The sequence below is a fragment of the Enhygromyxa salina genome (assembly GCF_002994615.1).
Taxonomy (GTDB): Bacteria; Myxococcota_A; Polyangia; order Nannocystales; family Nannocystaceae; genus Plesiocystis; species Plesiocystis salina_A.
The window spans coordinates 1-16,197 of the sequence record NZ_PVNK01000275.1 but is presented as its reverse complement, the minus strand read 5'-3'; the positions used below and the strand labels follow the sequence as shown (position 1 = coordinate 16,197).

The following is a 16,197-nucleotide window of genomic DNA, read 5'->3' as shown; positions in this document are numbered from 1 at the left end:
GTCAATGCGGCGCGGTCGCCCCGGCGCGGATCGGCAGCCCGAGCTTGTTGAAGCTCGGTGGCAGCGGGCAGTTGAAGTGCTCGCTGTAGGCACACAGGGGATTGGTCGCGCGGTTGAAGTCGAGCTCGAGGCCCGCGCGAGCGCCCGCCTGGGGGGCCGTGGTCGCGCCGAGCAAGGCCAGCGCCGCGGCGGCACGGATCATCATGGCGCCGCCACAAAGGCCGAGGCCCGCCCGGAGCCCGTCACGACCAGGACATCCCGCGCCCGGGTGGCGGCGACGTAGAGCAGCTTGCGCTCGCCCTCATCGTAGAGCGCCTTGGCCTTGGGGTCCCGCGTTCGATAGGCGGCGTCCTCGTAGGGCATGTTCCCCGCGTGGATGCCGACGAGGACCACGCGCGCGAACTCGAGGCCCTTGACCCGGTGCATGTTGGCGATCCGGACCACGTTTGGCAGCTTGTCCGTCGAGTCCGTTTGAATCTGCGTGGTGGTCACGCCCCGGGCCGCGAGCGCGGGGATGTACGAGTCGTTGACCAGGTACTTGGTCCGGGCGACGACACAGATCTCGGACGGCTGCACGCCCTCGGCCGTCCACGCCTCGATCAGCCCGGCGAGGTGCTGGACCTCGTCCTCGATCCCGTCGAACAGGTGAACGTCGGGGGCGTGGCCTGTCCGCAGTGAGCGCTCGCCCGCGAGGTTGTCGCTGCCCTCGTCGAGATCATCAATGTCGAGCTTGGCGAGGGCCGCGACCGCCCAGTTGCGGATCTGCTGGGTCGTTCGGTAGTTGATCCGCAGCTTGCGCGAGCGTCGCCCGCGGATGCTGATCCCGCAGCGGCCGAGCGAGGCCTTGTGGCCGTAGATGCGCTGGTGGGGATCGCCGACGACGAAGATGTCGTTTGGCCCCGGTGGCACGAGCGCGCGCAGGAACGAGAGATCGGCGGTCCGAAAGTCCTGGACCTCGTCGGCGATCACGGTCGCGTAGCCCGACGAGACCGACTCGTCGGCGAGGGCGAAGCGGGCCTCCCGGATCACGTCGGCGTGCTCGCTCAGCCCGGCGAGGTCGAGCTGCTGCCGGTACTCGGCCAGGATCTTCCAGACCTCGCCGCGCTGTCGTCGGCTCAGTCGCTTTCCGCGACCGGCCCGGCGGGCGCGGAGGTACTCGGCCTCGCAGGTCACGTCCTGGGCCTGAACCACGTGCGACCACTCTTGCTTGTAAAAGACCTCGGAGAACTCGAGCGCGTGGGCGGCGAGGGCTCGCTTCCAGGCCGTGGCGCTCTGCTTGGTGGTCGCGGTGTGCTCGAGCTTGACGCCGCGCGCGGCCAACACCTCTCGCGCGACCTCCTGGAGGTGCTTGACGTCGATGCGCTCGAACTCGGTCCCACACATGCGGCGCAAATTTTCACGAATGTCCTTGGCCAGGTTGGACGTGAAGGTCGTCAGCAAGACGCGCTCGCCCGGCGCGTTGAACACGTCCCTGGCCAGGTGCCTCGCCCGGTGCATGGCGACCACGGTCTTGCCCGTGCCCGCGCCCCCGAGCACCCGGGCGGAGCCCTTGCTGCGCATGGTGACGAGCTTGGCCTGGCTCGGATGCAAGAACACGCGCCACTGCTCGAGCGGCGCGGCGAGCATGGCCGCGAGCTCGGCGTCGTCCTCGAGCAGCTTGAACGCGCGCCTCGACTCGTCGCGGGTCAGCGACTCGGCGAAGTCCTCGACGTCGACCTTGGCCGGGAGGTCCGGCTGGCCCTGATCCGTCCGTCGGTCGAGCTCATCGAGGGTCTGCTCGGCGCTGTACCCGGCGGCGAGCAGGTAGACCGCGTCGGCGGCCTCGTCGGGCAAGAAGGGCGCGAGGCGGTCGAGGTCGCCCTCGGTCCGGAGCGCCCGGACGGCGGGCAGCAGCGGCTCGGGCACGCCGAAGAGGAGCAGGTCCTCGTCTTGGTGGCCCGCGAGCAAGAAGCCGTCTGCGATCTTGGGCCCGGTCAGATCGACCCGGCCGACCACGCTCTCGGACGGCGGCGGGGCGCTGGCCTCGGGGCCGGAGCTGGGACCGGGACCGGAGCTGGGGCCGGGGCCCTCGACGGGCTCGTAGACCTGAAAGGTGCCGGTGAAGCGGTTGACCTCGAACACCTTGTTGCGGGCCCAGTCGAGGGCCTCGTCGTGGTTGTCGACCCAGACCAGCAGGTAGACGTCCTCTTTGGGCGGGTGGATGACGATCGCTCGGTACTTCTGGGTGATCCGCACGCTGCGGACCTTGGGGTCGCGCATGCCCTTGGGCTTCTTGTAGCTGATCGAGGCCGCGCGTGGGTCCGCGCGGAATTTGTCGATCCAGGCCCGCACGCCCCGTTGTTGTTGCTTGGCCAGGCGCGAGAACCCGCGCAGAAAATCGGCCGACATTGCGACTTGAACCTCGTGCATGCTCACGCCTGCTCGCTCCGGCTGGTGATGGCGGCAACGATCGCGCTGGGATCATCGCCGATCGGGTCGAAGAGCTCCCAGCCATGGGTCCGGAAGCGCCGCCGGTCTTCGTCGCTGGCGTCGCTCAACAGCGCCACGCGAAGCTCCGGCCAGATCAGATCCACGTCGTCTTCGCGCCCGCCGAGGAGGAACTCGTCGACGGGCTCTTCGGGCGCGGGCAGCTCGCGCTCCGAGAGCTGACGAAACAAGCCCAGGCACTCGCTGAACTCGGACGCGAGGGTCGCGAGCTCGGCGCGGAGGCCGGCGATCTCGTCGGTGACCGAGGCGCTCACCGCTTCCGGCGCCGCCGCCACCGCGTGCTCCTCGGGCGCTCCCTCGGCGGCGATCAGGCGCTCGGTGCTGGTCACGTGGAGGTCGCGGAACTGAAGCAGGTTCCAGGCGTGGAGGAAGGCCCGCCAGTCGGCCCCGAAGCCCTCGGCGCGGCGCTGGGCGGGGGTGTCGAACAGGCGCAGGCTCAGCTCGAGCTGGCCGTAGTCGGTCGCCGCGAGGGCCTCGAGGGTCACGGCGCACAGCAGGTGCGCGTGGCCCTTGTTGCGCCACGACGCGAAGCGCCCGCCGCCGGCTTCGCTCGCCAGCGCGGTGGTCGTGGGCAGCTCGTGCGCGTCCCGGAGCGCCGCGCGGGCCGCCGCGACCGCGGCCGCGCTGCGCTGCTCGGTCAGCTTCAGCGTCGACAGCCCCAGACACAGCCCGGTCAACCCAAACAGCTGCTCGTCGGGGGCCGCGAGCCAGCGCAGCAAGAGCGCGAAGCTCTCGAGCGCGCCGAGCTCTCGCTCCGGGCTCGGGCCGCCCGGCGTGGTCAGGACCTCCGCCAGCTTGGCGAAGCTGCGCGTGTCGACCTCGGCGAGCAGCGACTCGACCCCTTCGCCGCCCTCGAGGGCCGTCTTGATGTCGGCCCAGGTCAGCGACCAGACCCAGTAGCGCTCGCTCGGGGCGAGGCCGTCGGAGGTGTTCAGCAGCGCCCGGCGCTTGCAAATGTCGTCCTCGACGCGCGAGACCGCGGCGTCGGGCTGGACGTGATAGGCGAAGCCGTCGGTGAACACCGCGACCCGCCGGGTCTCGCGCCCGACCGGCACGAGCACGAAGTCGGGCTTGCTCGCCACGCTCACGCCCTCGCGCGGGCCGACGTTGACCTGGGGCCGGACGTCCCACGCGAGCTCCTCGCTCACGGTGATCCGCCAGCTCTGCTTGCCCTGGTGGACGGTGTCGGCCCAGCGCCAGCCCCGGGCCTGCGCGGCCGCCCGCAGCGCGGTGACGAAGCGGCGCTCGAGCTCGCTCTCGAGCACCGAGTCGAGGTTGACGTCCGACAGCGAGATCACGGTCTTGCTCTCTTGCTGGTTGGCGACGACGGTCTCGAACAGCTCGACGGCCCGCGCGCGCGAGATGCTCGCCAGGTCCCGCTGGTGCTGGTGGGCGTAGACGCAGCGGTAGCAGCCGTCGCGCCCATCCATGCTCACGCAGCGGCAGCGCCTCATGGCCTCGATCGCGAGGCGCATGACCTCGAACAGCTGGCCGTGGCGCCACAGCTCCGACAGGTAGCCCGTGCCCCCGGGGACGGTGTCGTAGATGACCAGGAAGCGGCGGCGGGTGTCGCCCGAGGGCTCCGACATCGTCGTGACCTGGAGGTGCATGGGCTGGCCGCCGAACTTCTTGCGAAAGCCCAGCTCGAGCGCGGCCCGGAACGAATTGACGATCTCGCTGACCTCGTGGTCGGCGACGGGCAGCAGGATCTTGATCGCCTCGGAGGTGTTGTGGCGGTAGAGGCCGACCTGCTCGAAGCGCTCGGGCTCGCCGCTCGTGCGGACCTTGCACCACGGCAGGTGGGCCGGGCGCGCGCCCTCGCCCGGCTCCTGGGCCCGCCCGCACAGCGAGCAGACCACGAAGCCGTGTTGGTCGATGTCCTGACCGCCGATCGCCGTCGCAACGCCGACCTCCCAGGCGCGGCCAAAGTTGATCTCGCGCAGGGTCGCCCGCGGCATCAGCTCGTAGCCGAACACGAAGTCATCGACCTCGATCAGCCGGGCCTGGCCGAGCGCGGTGCCGGGCTCGGCCTCGATCAGCTCGACGAGGCGGTAGGACTCCTGCGCCCGCTCGTCGCTCTCGTCGGCGGTGCTGGCCTCGAGCACCGAGGTCGTCGACCAGGCCTTGCGAAACTCGATCAGGCGGCGCAGCTGGCCCTGGTCCTTCCAGCTGAGGTCGTGGCAGACGGGGCAGCTGGCGTCGACCTGCGCTGGCGACTCGGTCTCGAGCGCGCTGTGGCTGCACTTGGCACAAAAGCGCCAGGTCTCGACGGTCGGGGCCTGCTTGCTGCCGAGGTCGAGCTGGGTGATCTCGATCTTGCGGCCCTCGGCGTAGAAGCTGTTGAAGGGCGCGAACTCGCGGATCGCCGCTCGGGCCGGGCGGAGGTACTCGGCCTTTTGCCGGGCGCGCTTGGCCTTGGTGGCGGTCTTGGTCTCGGTCTCGGCCTGGTCCGGGTCGCGGACGCCAAACAGGGTCGCGCGCAGGGTCACGCCCGGCTCCGGGAACGCGTAGTTCGGCAGCACGCCCTTGTCGGTCAGCACGTTGAGCGGGTACTTGTCGCTGAGCGCGTCGAGCTGGCGGGCGTAGGCCCGGAGGGCCTCGTCGATGTCGGCGATCTCGTGGGTGGCCGAGTTTGTCGGGTCGTCGGGGTGGGCGATCGCGAGGCCTGGGTCGGCCTCGAGCGCGGCCTTGCGCTGCCTCAGGGCCTCGCGACGCTTGCGCAGCCCGGCCCGCTCGCGCTCGACCTCCTCGAAGGCCGCCTTGATCCGCGCGGGCACCTGGCGCTCGAGGATCTGGGTGTGGAGATCCTCGCGGATCTTCTTCCACGCCGGGTGCAGCTGGGTGTCGCGGGCGTAGGCCTTGAAGAAATTTGCACCGATCTCGAGCAGGTGTTCGTCGTAGAACTCGTAGAAGGTGTGGGGGAAGCCCTTGTTGGCCGGCCCGAGCAGCAGCCCCATCCGGCGCGGGATGAACTGACCCTGGGCGTCGCGGGCCCAGCAGTCGAGGGCGTGGGCGACGAGCTGGCGCGAGAGCATCTCGGGGGCGTCGAGGAAGCACGCGGGCGGGTCGACCCGGCCGCGCATCATCTGCTCGGGCTCCTCGTAGAAGTAGCGATCGTGGGGCCGGGCGTTGGCGATCGTGAGGATCAGGGCGTTGCCGGTCTTTCGCCCGGCGCGGCCGACTCGCTGGAGGTAGTTGGCCGGGAGCGGCGGGACCGAGCAGAGCATGACCGCCGACAGATCCCCGATGTCGATGCCCATCTCCAGCGTCGGCGTGCAGGTGAGCAGGTTGGGCGCGTCGGGACGCAGGCCCCGCTTGAACTCGGTCTCGAGCGCCTCGCGGTCGTCACGTTTGAGCAGGCCCGTGTGCTCGGCCGCGAACACCCGCCGGATCCGGCCGTCGCGGAAGATCTTGCGGTAGTAGCTCTCGCGGGCCTCGCTCGCGTCGACGCGCTGGTACTGGCCCTCGCAGCGGTAGGTCATGCAGCGGCTGCCCGTCCACCGAGGCAGCGCCGCGCTCGCGACCGTGCGCGCGCGCCCGCAGGTCGGACACCCGACCAGCTCGACCGCGCGGGTCAGCATCAGCTTTGCGGGCGCGAGCCCGCTGGCCTTGGGGTCGGTCTTGGCCGGGCCCCGGGTCGCGCGGGTCTCGACCAGGCCGACCTCGGCGAGGCGGCGGACGCCCTCGAGCAGGACATCGTTGATGCCCCCGTCGCGGGTCTCGAGCCGCAGCGATCGCGCGCACCAGTCGCGGTACCAGCTCAGCCGCTTGGGCGGGGACAGCAGCGGCTCGAACAGCTTGTGCTGGCTGCCGTGGTAGGCGAACAGCGGGTAGCGCGAGCGCGGGCCAAAGCGCGAGAGGTAGGGGTTCTTGCGGCGCGAGAGGAAGAAGCGGTTGCCGTGCTCGACGTACTTTTCGAGCAGCTTGTCGTGCACGGCCCCGCGCGCGCGCAGGCGCTCGATCAGCCCGTCGAGGAAGTGGCGAGTGTCGGCCTGCGACGGCCCGGCGCCCTTCATGGCCACCGGGCGGGTCTCGAGCAGCCAGGTGTGCAGGCTCGCGCTGGCCCGGTCGAGGGCCTCGACGTCGGGCGTCGCCGTCGCGCAGACCGTGCGGTCGAGGCTCCGCCCGATGACCACGCCGAGCCCGAACTCGCGCGCGACCTCCCACGACAGGCGCTGGCGCAGGATGCTGTCGACGTGGCGCCGCTGCTTGGCGCTCGGCTTGCGCTTGGGGTCGGCGACCGCCTTGACCAGGCCCTGGTACTCGGGGTCGTCGCGCAGATCCGGCGGCAGCAAGGTCGCCGCCAGCTTGCCCGCGCGCGCCGGGTCGTCGGCCTCGAGCCGGGCCCCCCAGTAGTCGAGCATCCGGTCGACGAAGCCGTCCATGCTCAGATCTTCGTCGCTCGCCTCGAGCACCGCCTGCATCGCCGTGCGCATGACGAAGCGAAAGGTCCGCCCGGCGAAGAAGCTCGCCCGATGCGAGGCGTCTTGAACCGAGTCGGTGAACGCGAGCAGCTTGGGATCGTTGTTGTAGGGCGAGAGGTAGAGGTTGGAGATTGCGACGCTCGACAGGCTCGCCGCCCGCGAGCCGATGATCGACAGGGCGTCGTCGCTCCCGCAGACCGGGCAGCGCCGCAAGAAGCGGTGGCCCTCGTCGCTCAGATCGCCATGAACGCTGACGGGCAGCGGCGGGATCGGGGTCTCGTTGCCGTCGTCGTCCTCGTCGAGGGCGCGGGCTTCGTCTTTGAGGCCCAGGTGCGCGGTCGCGGGGCACAGGTACTGCTGAAACAGCCGGCCCTGGCCGTCGCGGTCGTCGGGGGAGCCGCCGGGGCGAAGGTAGCGGGCGGTGTCGGACCCGCGCAGGTAGGCCTCGCCGACCCGCTCGGGCGCCAGGATCAGCTCGTCCTTGCCCTCGACCTGCACGGCCCCGAGGCCCACGTCGCCGCACTCGCGACAGTGGACCTGGACCGCGTGGCGCACGTTCTTGCGCGCCTCGAGGTTGTCGTGCCAGGCGAAGCGGGGCGGCTCGCCCGGGGTCCGCGGGACCCGGCGGAGCAGCCGACGCAGCTCTCGCATCCACAGCTGCAGCTGCAGGGTCAAGAAGGGGACCACGCGCTCGCCCTCGCGCCTGCGGGCGTGGGACACCAGGGCCAAGAAGGAGCTCAGGACCAGCCACTGCTCGTCGGGCTCGCGGGCCTCGAAGGCCTCGTCTTCGGGCAGCGCCTCGACGACCTCTCGCCAGCTGCGTGGGCCCGAGATGCCGCGCGCGCCGAGGGCCGCGAGGAGCTCGCGCAGGTATTGATGGCGGGCCAGGAGCTCGCCAAGGGCGACCTGCGCGGCTTCGCGCTCGTCGGTGGACGCGCTCGTGTCGGGGATCCAGCGCGGGCTCCGGTCGGGGCTCGGCGCCCCGAGCCACAGCTGGGCCTGGGCGTCGAGGTAGTCCTCGGGGCAGGCGTAGGTCTCGGGGTCGAGCTGCTCGCGGGTCGCGGTCGAGGCGTCGCCGAGCGAGGGGTCAGGCGACTCGTCGAAGGTCTCGCGGATCGTCAGGCGGTCCTCGACGACGATCGACTCGTCGTCGAAGGGCTCGTCGAACACGTCCTGGGCGAAGCGCAGCAGCGCCGCCTTGCCCTCCTGACCCTCGCCGCCCCCACCTGCTCCACCCGCTCCAATGGTCGCCGAGGTCCCGATGCAGCACAGGTGGCCCTTGGGCACGTGAAGGCGCTGCTTGAGCCGACGGATCAAGAACGCCACGTCCGTGCCCTGGGCCCCGTCGTAGGTGTGGAGCTCGTCGAGGACCAGGTACTGCAGGGTCTTGGGCTCGTCGTTGTGCTTCCACAGCTCCCCGTCCTCGGGCCGGAGCAGCAAAAAGTCGAGCATCCGGTAATTGGTCAGCAGGATGTGTGGCGGGTCTTCGCGCAGGTGCGCGCGCATGTCGACGAGGTGGTGCTCGTCGGCGACGGGGTGCGAGCCGTCGCCGCCGACGTAGAGCCCCGCGCGGATCTGCCCGCGCAGCTCGGGCGCGCCGCCGGCCGGCCAGTTGTGGATCTCTCGCGCGAAGCGCTCGGCCTGGTCCGAGGCCAGCGCGTTCATCGGATAGAGAATGATCGCCTTGATGCCCTTTTGATCGCGGTGCCGATAGCAGTGATCGAGGAGCGGAAACAAGAAGCACTCGGTCTTGCCCGAGCCCGTGCCGGTTGCGACGAGCGTGGACCGAGGGGATTTGTCTGCGCTGCTGAGCCGCTGCCAGGCGACCAGCTGGTGGGCGTGGGGCTTGAAGGCCGGCTTGATCCGCAGGGGCACCTCGGCCGGATCGCCGGATCGAAAGGGCAGGCGCAGATCGAGGTAGGGCCCGCGGAACATGCCCTCGCTCGGGTCCTCGAGGTGGGCCAGGAGCGCGCGCTCGTAGGCCTTGTCGCGGAGGGAGAAGGTTGTCCGCAGGTAATCGCGGATCGTGGACTTTAGCGAGGTGGCGACGACAGACGGGAGCATGGGCGAGCGCCAGCATGCTACCCCAAGCGCTCGAGCTTCAAAAGGCCAGGCTCGCGGGCGCGTCGTAGTCGAGGGTCGCCTCGAGCGAGAACTCGCGGTCGTCCACCTGCACGTCGAAGATCTCGACCGCGCCGTCGAGCCCGATCTGGCCGAAGATCGCCGCGCTGTTGGTCACGAAGTAGGTCTCGTTCAGGGGCGAGCCCTCGCCGATCTGCAGGGTCCCCGTGACGATGAGGTCGAGGCGCTCCTCGCCGAGGTAGAGCTCACCCGTCGCGGTGTTCCATACGCCGAGGGTCGGCCGCCGGAGCGCGACGGTGACATCGCTAATGTAGACGTCGTCGAGGAGGTCGTGGGAGTAGAGCTGCCAGACATTCGAATGGTTGGAGATCGTCAGGTTGGCGAGATAAAAGGGGCACTCGAGCTCGCCACAGTTTGGAGCCGAGTACTCGACCTCGCCGTAGTCGAGGGCGCCCGCGTCAAAGCTCGGGGTCGACCTTGGGTTGGCGAGGGTGATCGCGAGCGAGGAGTGGCCGGCGAGGGAGGTTGTGAACTGGTGGTCGGCGCCGCCCATGCCCGGGCCCCAGGGGGTCTCGGCGTCGTTGTAGTAGAGGCTTGGGCCGATCGGGGTGGGGAACTCGTTGGCGCAGGTCTCGAAGTCGCCGCATGAAAGCGCGAGGGGTTGGTCGGTGCTTGGCCATTTTGGGGTGCTGGTTGGGGGGATGACCTTGGTCTTGGCGGGGTTCCTGGCGCGTTTGTCTTTGGGGACTTTGCACGTGATCTCGGCGGGGTTGTCGATGAGCATGAGCGGGTCGGGGACGGCCATTTTTTCGTGGTTCTTGATCTGCCATTTTTTGTCGGGCGATTGCAGGCAATTGCCGGCTCCATTTGACTCGTTTACGCACTGTTCTTGGCACATGCTGCGGATGGCGTCAATGTCCTCGTCGTCGTTGGTCCAGTTGTTGATGTCGATGCCTCCGGTCTCGCCCTCCCCACCCCAATGTTTGGAGCCGAGGCAAAGGCTGAACATTGGGTTCTGTATGCCTTTCAAGGTGTTGTACGAATACAGACCGACTTCGGAGCCGTCGCACCAAATGTAGAGTCCGTCGGGGTCTGGGGGTTGACACCCCGCCGCTGAGGCTGTGAGCGCCGCGAGCAAGAGTGTGGTGGAAGTGATGGATGAGATCTTCATGGTGTTCTCCTGTCGCGTGAGCGTGACGCCATTCGGCGTTGGGTGTGTCGAAGGCCAGGGCAGGGAATTCAGCGTGGCCCCGGCGGAATCGACGGCTGACGAGCCGGAGTCCGCGCCGACGCATGCCTCGCTGGCCGGGACGTGTTGACGTGAATGTAAGGCTCGAAGTCCGATGAGCAGGCTAGCGCGATTTTGTCCATGCCAAGCCGCAAGATCGGCGAATGTACTGATCCCAAATTGCAGATCTAGCAGCGGCGCCCCGACCGAGCGGCGGCTCAAAACCGACCGACGACCGAGACCCCGAAGCCCTGCGTGGGCCCGCCGCCGAGCCCGAGCTCGGCCCGCCTCGCGGCGCCCTGGACGAGCATGCCGCCGCCCGCGAAGGTCAGGCCGCGCCCCATCCACAGGCTGCTCTGGTCAAAGCCGTGGACGCAGGTCGGCTCCTGACACGTGCCCGTGGCCACAAACACGGCCCGCATCACCCTCGAGACCACGAGCACACCGAGCCCCGCGCCGAACAAGGACCAGGCCAGCCGTCGCTTGGTCGCGTGCGACCAGGTCGAGGCGCGGGTCCCCGCCGAGGCGACGCCGACCATCGTCAGGGTGAACCCGCCGATCAACAGCGGCGCCGCGGCCAGCCGGCCCATGACGTAGGCGCTCGAGGTGCCCGTCGAGACCAGGGTGTAGCGATTGGGCCCGTTCGGCTCACCCACCGACACGGAGAAGCCTGCCGCGCACCCGCGCACCCCGGTTGGGGCCACGTCCCAGCTCCCGAGGGTGCAGCGGGTCGAGATGATCGCGCCGCTGAGCTCGAGCGCGAAGCCAAGCCCGAGCATGACGCCGCCTCCCGCGAGCTGTCGCTTGGCTCGCTTGGGGAGGGGCGGCGCGCCGGACTCCACCGTGGGAGGTGGCGGCGCGCCGGACTCCACCGTGGGAGCTGGCGCTGCGGTCGGGCTCGGCGGCGCCGCGAGCAGGCGTGCGGGCATGAGCGCGAGCGCGGCGAAGCAGGTCGACGCGAGGATGGTCGTGCGTGCGTGTGTCGGCATGGCTCGGCTCTTCATGGCTGCATCGGCCGATCGGCGTCGTCGAGCACGCGCTCGAACACCACGCGCGGGAGCACGACGGCGCCGTCGGGGTTCATATTGGTGGACAGACGCCCGACCTGGCGCCCCCGCAGGCGCCAGGGCCACCTCAGCGTGCCCGAGGCTCCGCCGTTTTTCACGCTTGCGGCGTAGTAGGGGATCATGGTGTCGAACTGGAGCTCGCCGTCGCACTCGACCAGGTAGATGCCCTTGGTGATCGGGTCGACGCCGGGTGGGAGCGACAGGCTGACGTAGAAGTCGGTCAGCGTGTCCGGGAGCTCGAGGGCGAACAGCCAGCCTGCGCTGCGGCGGTCTATGTTCACGATGTCAGAATCGTCGCAGTGAGCGTCGCTGCGCTCGACCACGAGGGGCCGGCCGGTCCAGGTGAAGGTCGGGAGCCCGTCGAGCTCGCAGGCGGGGTCATCGACCGACGCCAGGGGCAAGCTCTCGGCCAGCGCGGCTGACTCGGCCAGCGAGATGCCGAACACCCGCCGCAGCGCCCGCTCGACGCCCTTTGCCGAGGTCGCGCCGTCGACCTCGACGATGAACTCGGCCATCTTGCTTGGCCCGTAGGTGGACTCGAGCGCGACCCACCAGGTGAGGGCGAGGCCGTAGTCCAGCTTCATGGCGTCGTTCACCTCGAGCGCCGCTCGTAGCTCCGCCGCGCTGAGGAACTCAGGCGAGGTCAGGAGGACCTGGTCACGCTCGATCACCGCGGAGCTCCAGCGTGAGGCGAAGGCCTCGTTGATGAAGGGCGGAAAACCCAACATTGGACGGCCGCGCCCGCCCCGTGACGCATGGGCGAGCTCATGGGTCTCGATCGGGGCGTTCGAGAACACGATCGGCCGGATCGTATGGCTCTCACAGTTGAACGTCCCAGGCCACGAGCACGCGTTAACGGAAAGCTTCTCGTCCCAGAAGTACTCGACCCCCGGCCCGAGTTCGTCGGGCGCCCAGCCGTAGTGGCCGCCGACCGTCTCGAGGAAGCGGTCGACGGTCGGCACCGTCCCGCCGCACAGCCGGACTTCGCTGTCGTCCCAGTGGTAGCTCACGTGCTCGCCAGCCTCGGTCGGCAGCTCGGTGCAGTGACAGCACGCGAGCGCGACCCCGAGCGCGGCGATGGACACGAGACGCGGCATGACCCTCGTCAGGAAAGCTAGGAGCACACTTCACCGCCGACAAGCCGCCCAGGCGTTCTTCGTTTTCTACGCAAAATCAGCGTGGCGCCGGGCCCGGCGGCGCCGCGAAGCAAGTAGGCGCGAGCTTCGGCTGCTCATGGCGGCATCGGTCGATCGGTGTCGGTGAGCACGCGCTCGAAGACCACGCGCGGGAGCACGACGGCGCCGTCGGGGTTCATATTGGTGGACAGACGCCCGACCTGGCGCCCCCGCAGGCGCCAGGGCCACCTCAGCGTGCCCGAGGCTCCGCCGTTTTTCACGCTTGCGGCGTAGTAGGGGATCATGGTGTCGAACTGGAGCTCGCCGTCGCACTCGACCAGGTAGATGCCCTTGGTAACTGGGTCGACGCCGGGCGGGAGCGACAGGCTGACGTAGAAGTCGGTCAGCGTATCCGGGAGCTCGAGGGCGAACAGCCAGCCTGCGCTGCGGCGGTCTATGTTCACGATGTCAGAATCGTCGCAGTGAGCGTCGCTGCGTTCGACCACGAGGGGCCGGCCGGTCCAGGTGAAGGTCGGGAGCCCGTCGAGCTCGCAGGCGGGGTCATCGACCGACGCCAGGGGCAAGCTCTCGGCCAGCGCGGCTGACTCGGCCAGCGAGATGCCGAACACCCGCCGCAGCGCCCGCTCGACGCCCTTTGCCGAGGTCGCGCCGTCGACCTCGACGATGAACTCGGCCATCTTGGTTGGCCCGTAGGTGGACTCGAGCGCGACCCACCAGGTGAGGGCGAGGCCGTAGTCCAGCTTCGTGGCGTCGTTCACCTCGAGCGCCGCTCGTAGCTCCGCCGCGCTGAGGAACTCAGGCGAGGTCAGGAGGACCTGGTCACGCTCGATCACCGCGGAGCTCCAGCGTGAGGCGAAGGCCTCGTTGATGAAGGGCGGAAAACCCAACATTGGACGGCCGCGCCCGCCCCGTGACGCATGGGCGAGCTCATGCGTCTCGATCGGGGCGTTCGAGAACACGATCGGCCGGATCGTATGGCTCTCACAGTTGAACGTCCCAGGCCACGAGCACGCGTTGACGGAAAGCTCCTCGTCCCAGAAGTACTCGACCCCCGGCCCGAGCTCGTCGGGCGCCCAGCCGTAGTAGCCGCCGACTGTCTCGAGGAAGCGGTCGACGGTCGGCACCGTCCCGCCGCACAGCCGGACTTCGCTGTCGTCCCAGTGGTAGCTCACGTGCTCGCCAACCTCGGTCGGCAGCTCGGTGCAGTCACAGCACCCGAGCGCGACCCCAACCACGGCGATGGACATGAGACGCGGCATGACCCTCGCCGGGAAAGCTAGGAGCACACTTCACCGCCGACAAGCCGCCCGAGCGTTCTTCGTGTTCTACGCAAAATCAGCGTGGCGCCGGGGCCGGCGGCGCCGCGAAGCAAGTAGGCGCGAGGCTCGGCTGCTCATGGCGGCATCGGCCGATCGGCGTCGGTGAGCACACGCTCGAAGACCACGCGCGGGAGCACGACGGCGCCGTCGGGGTTCATATCGGTGGACAGATGCCCGACCTGCCGCCCCCGCAGGCGCCAGGGTCCGCTCTGCACCTTGGTGTCCGCGAACGCGACGTTGTATGGGAACGGGTTACCGAACTCGAGCTCGCCGTGGCACTCGACCAGGTACATGGCCTTGGTGGCCGGGTCCACGCCGGGCGGGAGCGTCAGGTTGACATAGTAGTCGCTCCGCGTGTCCGGGAGCTCGAGGGCGAACAGCCAGCCTGTGTGGTCGTGTCCCATGTTCATGATGTCACCATCGTCGCAGTGAGCGTCGCTGCGCTCGACCACGAGGGGCCTGCCGGTCCAGGTGAAGGTCGGGAGCCCGTCGAGCTCGCAGGCGGGGTCATCGACCGACGCCAGGGGCAAGCTCTCGGCCAGCGCGGCCGACTCGGCCAGCGAGATGCCGAACACCCGCCGCAGCGCCCGCTCGACGCCCGTCGCCGAGGTTACGCCGTCGAGCTCGACGATGAACTCGGCCATCTTGTTTGGCCCGTAGGTGGACTCGAGCGCGACCCACCAGGTGAAGGCGAGGCCGTAGTCCAACTTGTTGGGGTTGGTCACCTCGAGCGCCGCTCGCAGCTCCGCCGCGCTGAGGAACTCTGGCGAGGTCAGGAAGGGCTGGCCATATTCGATCACCGCGGAGCTCCAGCGCGAGGCAAAGGCTTCGTTGATGAAGGCCGGGTAACCGAGGAGTTTAGGGCCGTGCCCGCCGCGAGACGCGTGGGCGAGTTCGTGGGTATTGATCGGGTCATCCGAGAGCACGGTCGGCCGGTTCATGTTGCTGATCTGACAGCTAAATGACCCAAACCACGAGCACGTGTTAACGGCGAGCTCCTCGTACCAAAGGTACTCGACCCCCGGCCCGAGCTCGTCGGGCGCCCAGCCGTAGTAGCCGCCGACCGCCTCGAGGAAGCGGTCGACGGTCGGCACCGTCCCGCCGCACAGCCGGGCTTCGCTGTCGTCCCAGTGGTAGCCCACGTGCTCGCCAACCTCGGTCGGTAGCTCGGTGCAGTGACAGCACGCGACCCCAACCACGGCGATGGACATGAGACGCGGCATGACCCTCGCCAGGAAAGCTAGGAGCACAGTTCACCGCCGACAAGCCGCCCGAGTGTTCTTCGTGTTCTACGCAAAATCAGCGTGGCGCCGGGCCCGGTGGCGCCGCTTCCACGCGACCTTTGTCGAGCCAGCTCTTCACACCGAGCCAGGCGTGTCGGCGGCCGTGTCGGGGGGTCCCGCGCCGCGCAATCGCGGCCCTATGCTGCCCCGATGCGAGCGAGCTCTCTCCGACGACCTTGTGTGAAGCATGCAGCCCTGACAGGCCTCTCGTCCCTGCTCTTGTCTGCTTCCGCGTGTATGTCCACCGGCGAGGTCGCGGGCGACGCGAGCACGCAAGCGCAGAGCGGCATGGGCAGCGACAGCGACAGCGAGGAGGGCACGTACGAGACCTCGACGGAAGCCGGCGAGGAGGTCCCGGTGTGCGGCAACGGCAAGGTCGAGGAGGGCGAGGAGTGCGATCTCGGCCTGCTGAACTCGGACAACGGCGGATGCACGACCGCCAGCATGCTCCCCCAAGCGCTCGAGCTTCAAAAGGCCAGGCTCGCGGGCGCGTCGTAGTCGAGGGTCGCCTCGAGCGAGAACTCGCGGTCGTCCACCTGCACGTCGAAGATCTCGACCGCGCCGTCGAGCCCGATCTGGCCGAAGATCGCCGCGCTGTTGGTCACGAAGTAGGTCTCGTTCAGGGGCGAGCCCTCGCCGATCTGCAGGGTCCCCGTGACGATGAGGTCGAGGCGCTCCTCGCCGAGGTAGAGCTCACCCGTCGCAGTGTTCCATACGCCGAGGGTCGGCCGCCGGAGCGCGACGGTGACATCGCTAATGTAGACGTCGTCGAGGAGGTCGTGGGAGTAGAGCTGCCAGACATTCGAATGATTGGAGATCGTCAGGTTGGCGAGATAAAAGGGGCACTCGAGCTCGCCACAGTTTGGAGCCGAGTACTCGACCTCGCCGTAGTCGAGGGCGCCCGCGTCAAAGCTCGGGGTCGACCTTGGGTTGGCGAGGGTGATCGCGAGCGAGGAGTGGCCGGCGAGGGAGGTCGTGAACTGGTGGTCGGCGCCGCCCATGCCCGGGCCCCAGGGGGTCTCGGCGTCGTTGTAGTAGAGGCTGGGGCCGATCGGGGTGGGGAACTCGTTGGCGCAGGTCTCGAAGTCGCCGCATGAAAGCGCGAGGGGTTGGTCGGTGCTTGGCCATTTTGGGGTGCTGGTTGGGGGGATGACCTTGGTCTTGGCGGGGT

General features: G+C 69.1%; 11 protein-coding genes. 2 read left to right on the top strand and 9 right to left on the bottom strand.

Going from position 1 to position 16,197, the window contains the following annotated elements; translation table 11 throughout:
• Nucleotide 1 precedes the first annotated feature (1 nt).
• The 4 genes from ENSA5_RS31790 to ENSA5_RS31775 are packed head-to-tail and all read right to left on the bottom strand — an operon-like array spanning nucleotide 2 to nucleotide 10,002.
• The gene (locus tag ENSA5_RS31790) at nucleotides 2-205 is read right to left on the bottom strand and encodes a DUF1684 domain-containing protein (protein ID WP_106395479.1); all 204 of its coding nucleotides are present in this window, start codon (nucleotides 203-205) and stop codon (nucleotides 2-4) included.
• Nucleotides 202-2,409, bottom strand: a complete 2,208-nt coding sequence (locus tag ENSA5_RS31785; RefSeq protein ID WP_106395478.1) for a UvrD-helicase domain-containing protein — start codon at nucleotides 2,407-2,409, stop codon at nucleotides 202-204. The genes ENSA5_RS31790 and ENSA5_RS31785 overlap by 4 nt, the downstream gene beginning before the upstream one ends.
• Before the next feature lie 2 nt (nucleotides 2,410-2,411).
• On the bottom strand, nucleotides 2,412-8,975 hold the full coding sequence (locus tag ENSA5_RS31780; RefSeq protein ID WP_106395477.1) for a DEAD/DEAH box helicase: 6,564 nt from the start codon (nucleotides 8,973-8,975) through the stop codon (nucleotides 2,412-2,414).
• Nucleotides 8,976-9,012: 37 nt separating this feature from the next.
• Nucleotides 9,013-10,002, bottom strand: coding sequence for a hypothetical protein (locus ENSA5_RS31775; protein WP_106395476.1), 990 nt, complete (start codon nucleotides 10,000-10,002; stop codon nucleotides 9,013-9,015).
• Between the two features lie 112 nt (nucleotides 10,003-10,114).
• Here ENSA5_RS31775 and ENSA5_RS31770 point away from each other — a divergent pair, with 112 nt between their 5' ends.
• On the top strand, nucleotides 10,115-10,312 hold the full coding sequence (locus ENSA5_RS31770) for a hypothetical protein (RefSeq protein WP_106395475.1): 198 nt from the start codon (nucleotides 10,115-10,117) through the stop codon (nucleotides 10,310-10,312).
• Between the two features lie 127 nt (nucleotides 10,313-10,439).
• Here ENSA5_RS31770 and ENSA5_RS31765 read toward each other — a convergent pair whose 3' ends face one another.
• From ENSA5_RS31765 to ENSA5_RS31750, 4 genes are all read right to left on the bottom strand, one after another.
• Complete coding sequence (locus ENSA5_RS31765) at nucleotides 10,440-11,210, bottom strand: hypothetical protein (protein ID WP_146156331.1); 771 nt, start codon at nucleotides 11,208-11,210, stop codon at nucleotides 10,440-10,442.
• A gap of 11 nt (nucleotides 11,211-11,221) precedes the next feature.
• Nucleotides 11,222-12,385, bottom strand: coding sequence for a hypothetical protein (locus ENSA5_RS31760; protein ID WP_106395473.1), 1,164 nt, complete (start codon nucleotides 12,383-12,385; stop codon nucleotides 11,222-11,224).
• A 134-nt stretch (nucleotides 12,386-12,519) separates the two neighbouring features.
• Complete coding sequence (locus tag ENSA5_RS31755; protein WP_106395472.1) at nucleotides 12,520-13,671, bottom strand: hypothetical protein; 1,152 nt, start codon at nucleotides 13,669-13,671, stop codon at nucleotides 12,520-12,522.
• 146 nt (nucleotides 13,672-13,817) lie between these two features.
• Complete coding sequence (locus tag ENSA5_RS31750; RefSeq protein ID WP_106395471.1) at nucleotides 13,818-14,954, bottom strand: hypothetical protein; 1,137 nt, start codon at nucleotides 14,952-14,954, stop codon at nucleotides 13,818-13,820.
• Between the two features lie 309 nt (nucleotides 14,955-15,263).
• Between ENSA5_RS31750 and ENSA5_RS31745 the strand changes: the two genes are divergently transcribed.
• Nucleotides 15,264-15,524: a hypothetical protein gene (locus ENSA5_RS31745; protein ID WP_106395470.1), complete on the top strand. Its 261-nt coding sequence runs from the start codon at nucleotides 15,264-15,266 to the stop codon at nucleotides 15,522-15,524.
• Here ENSA5_RS31745 and ENSA5_RS38635 read toward each other — a convergent pair.
• Nucleotides 15,494-16,197: hypothetical protein (locus tag ENSA5_RS38635; RefSeq protein WP_181198365.1), on the bottom strand; the 704-nt coding region annotated here is incomplete at its 5' end. The two genes, ENSA5_RS31745 and ENSA5_RS38635, sit on opposite strands and share 31 nt — an antisense overlap.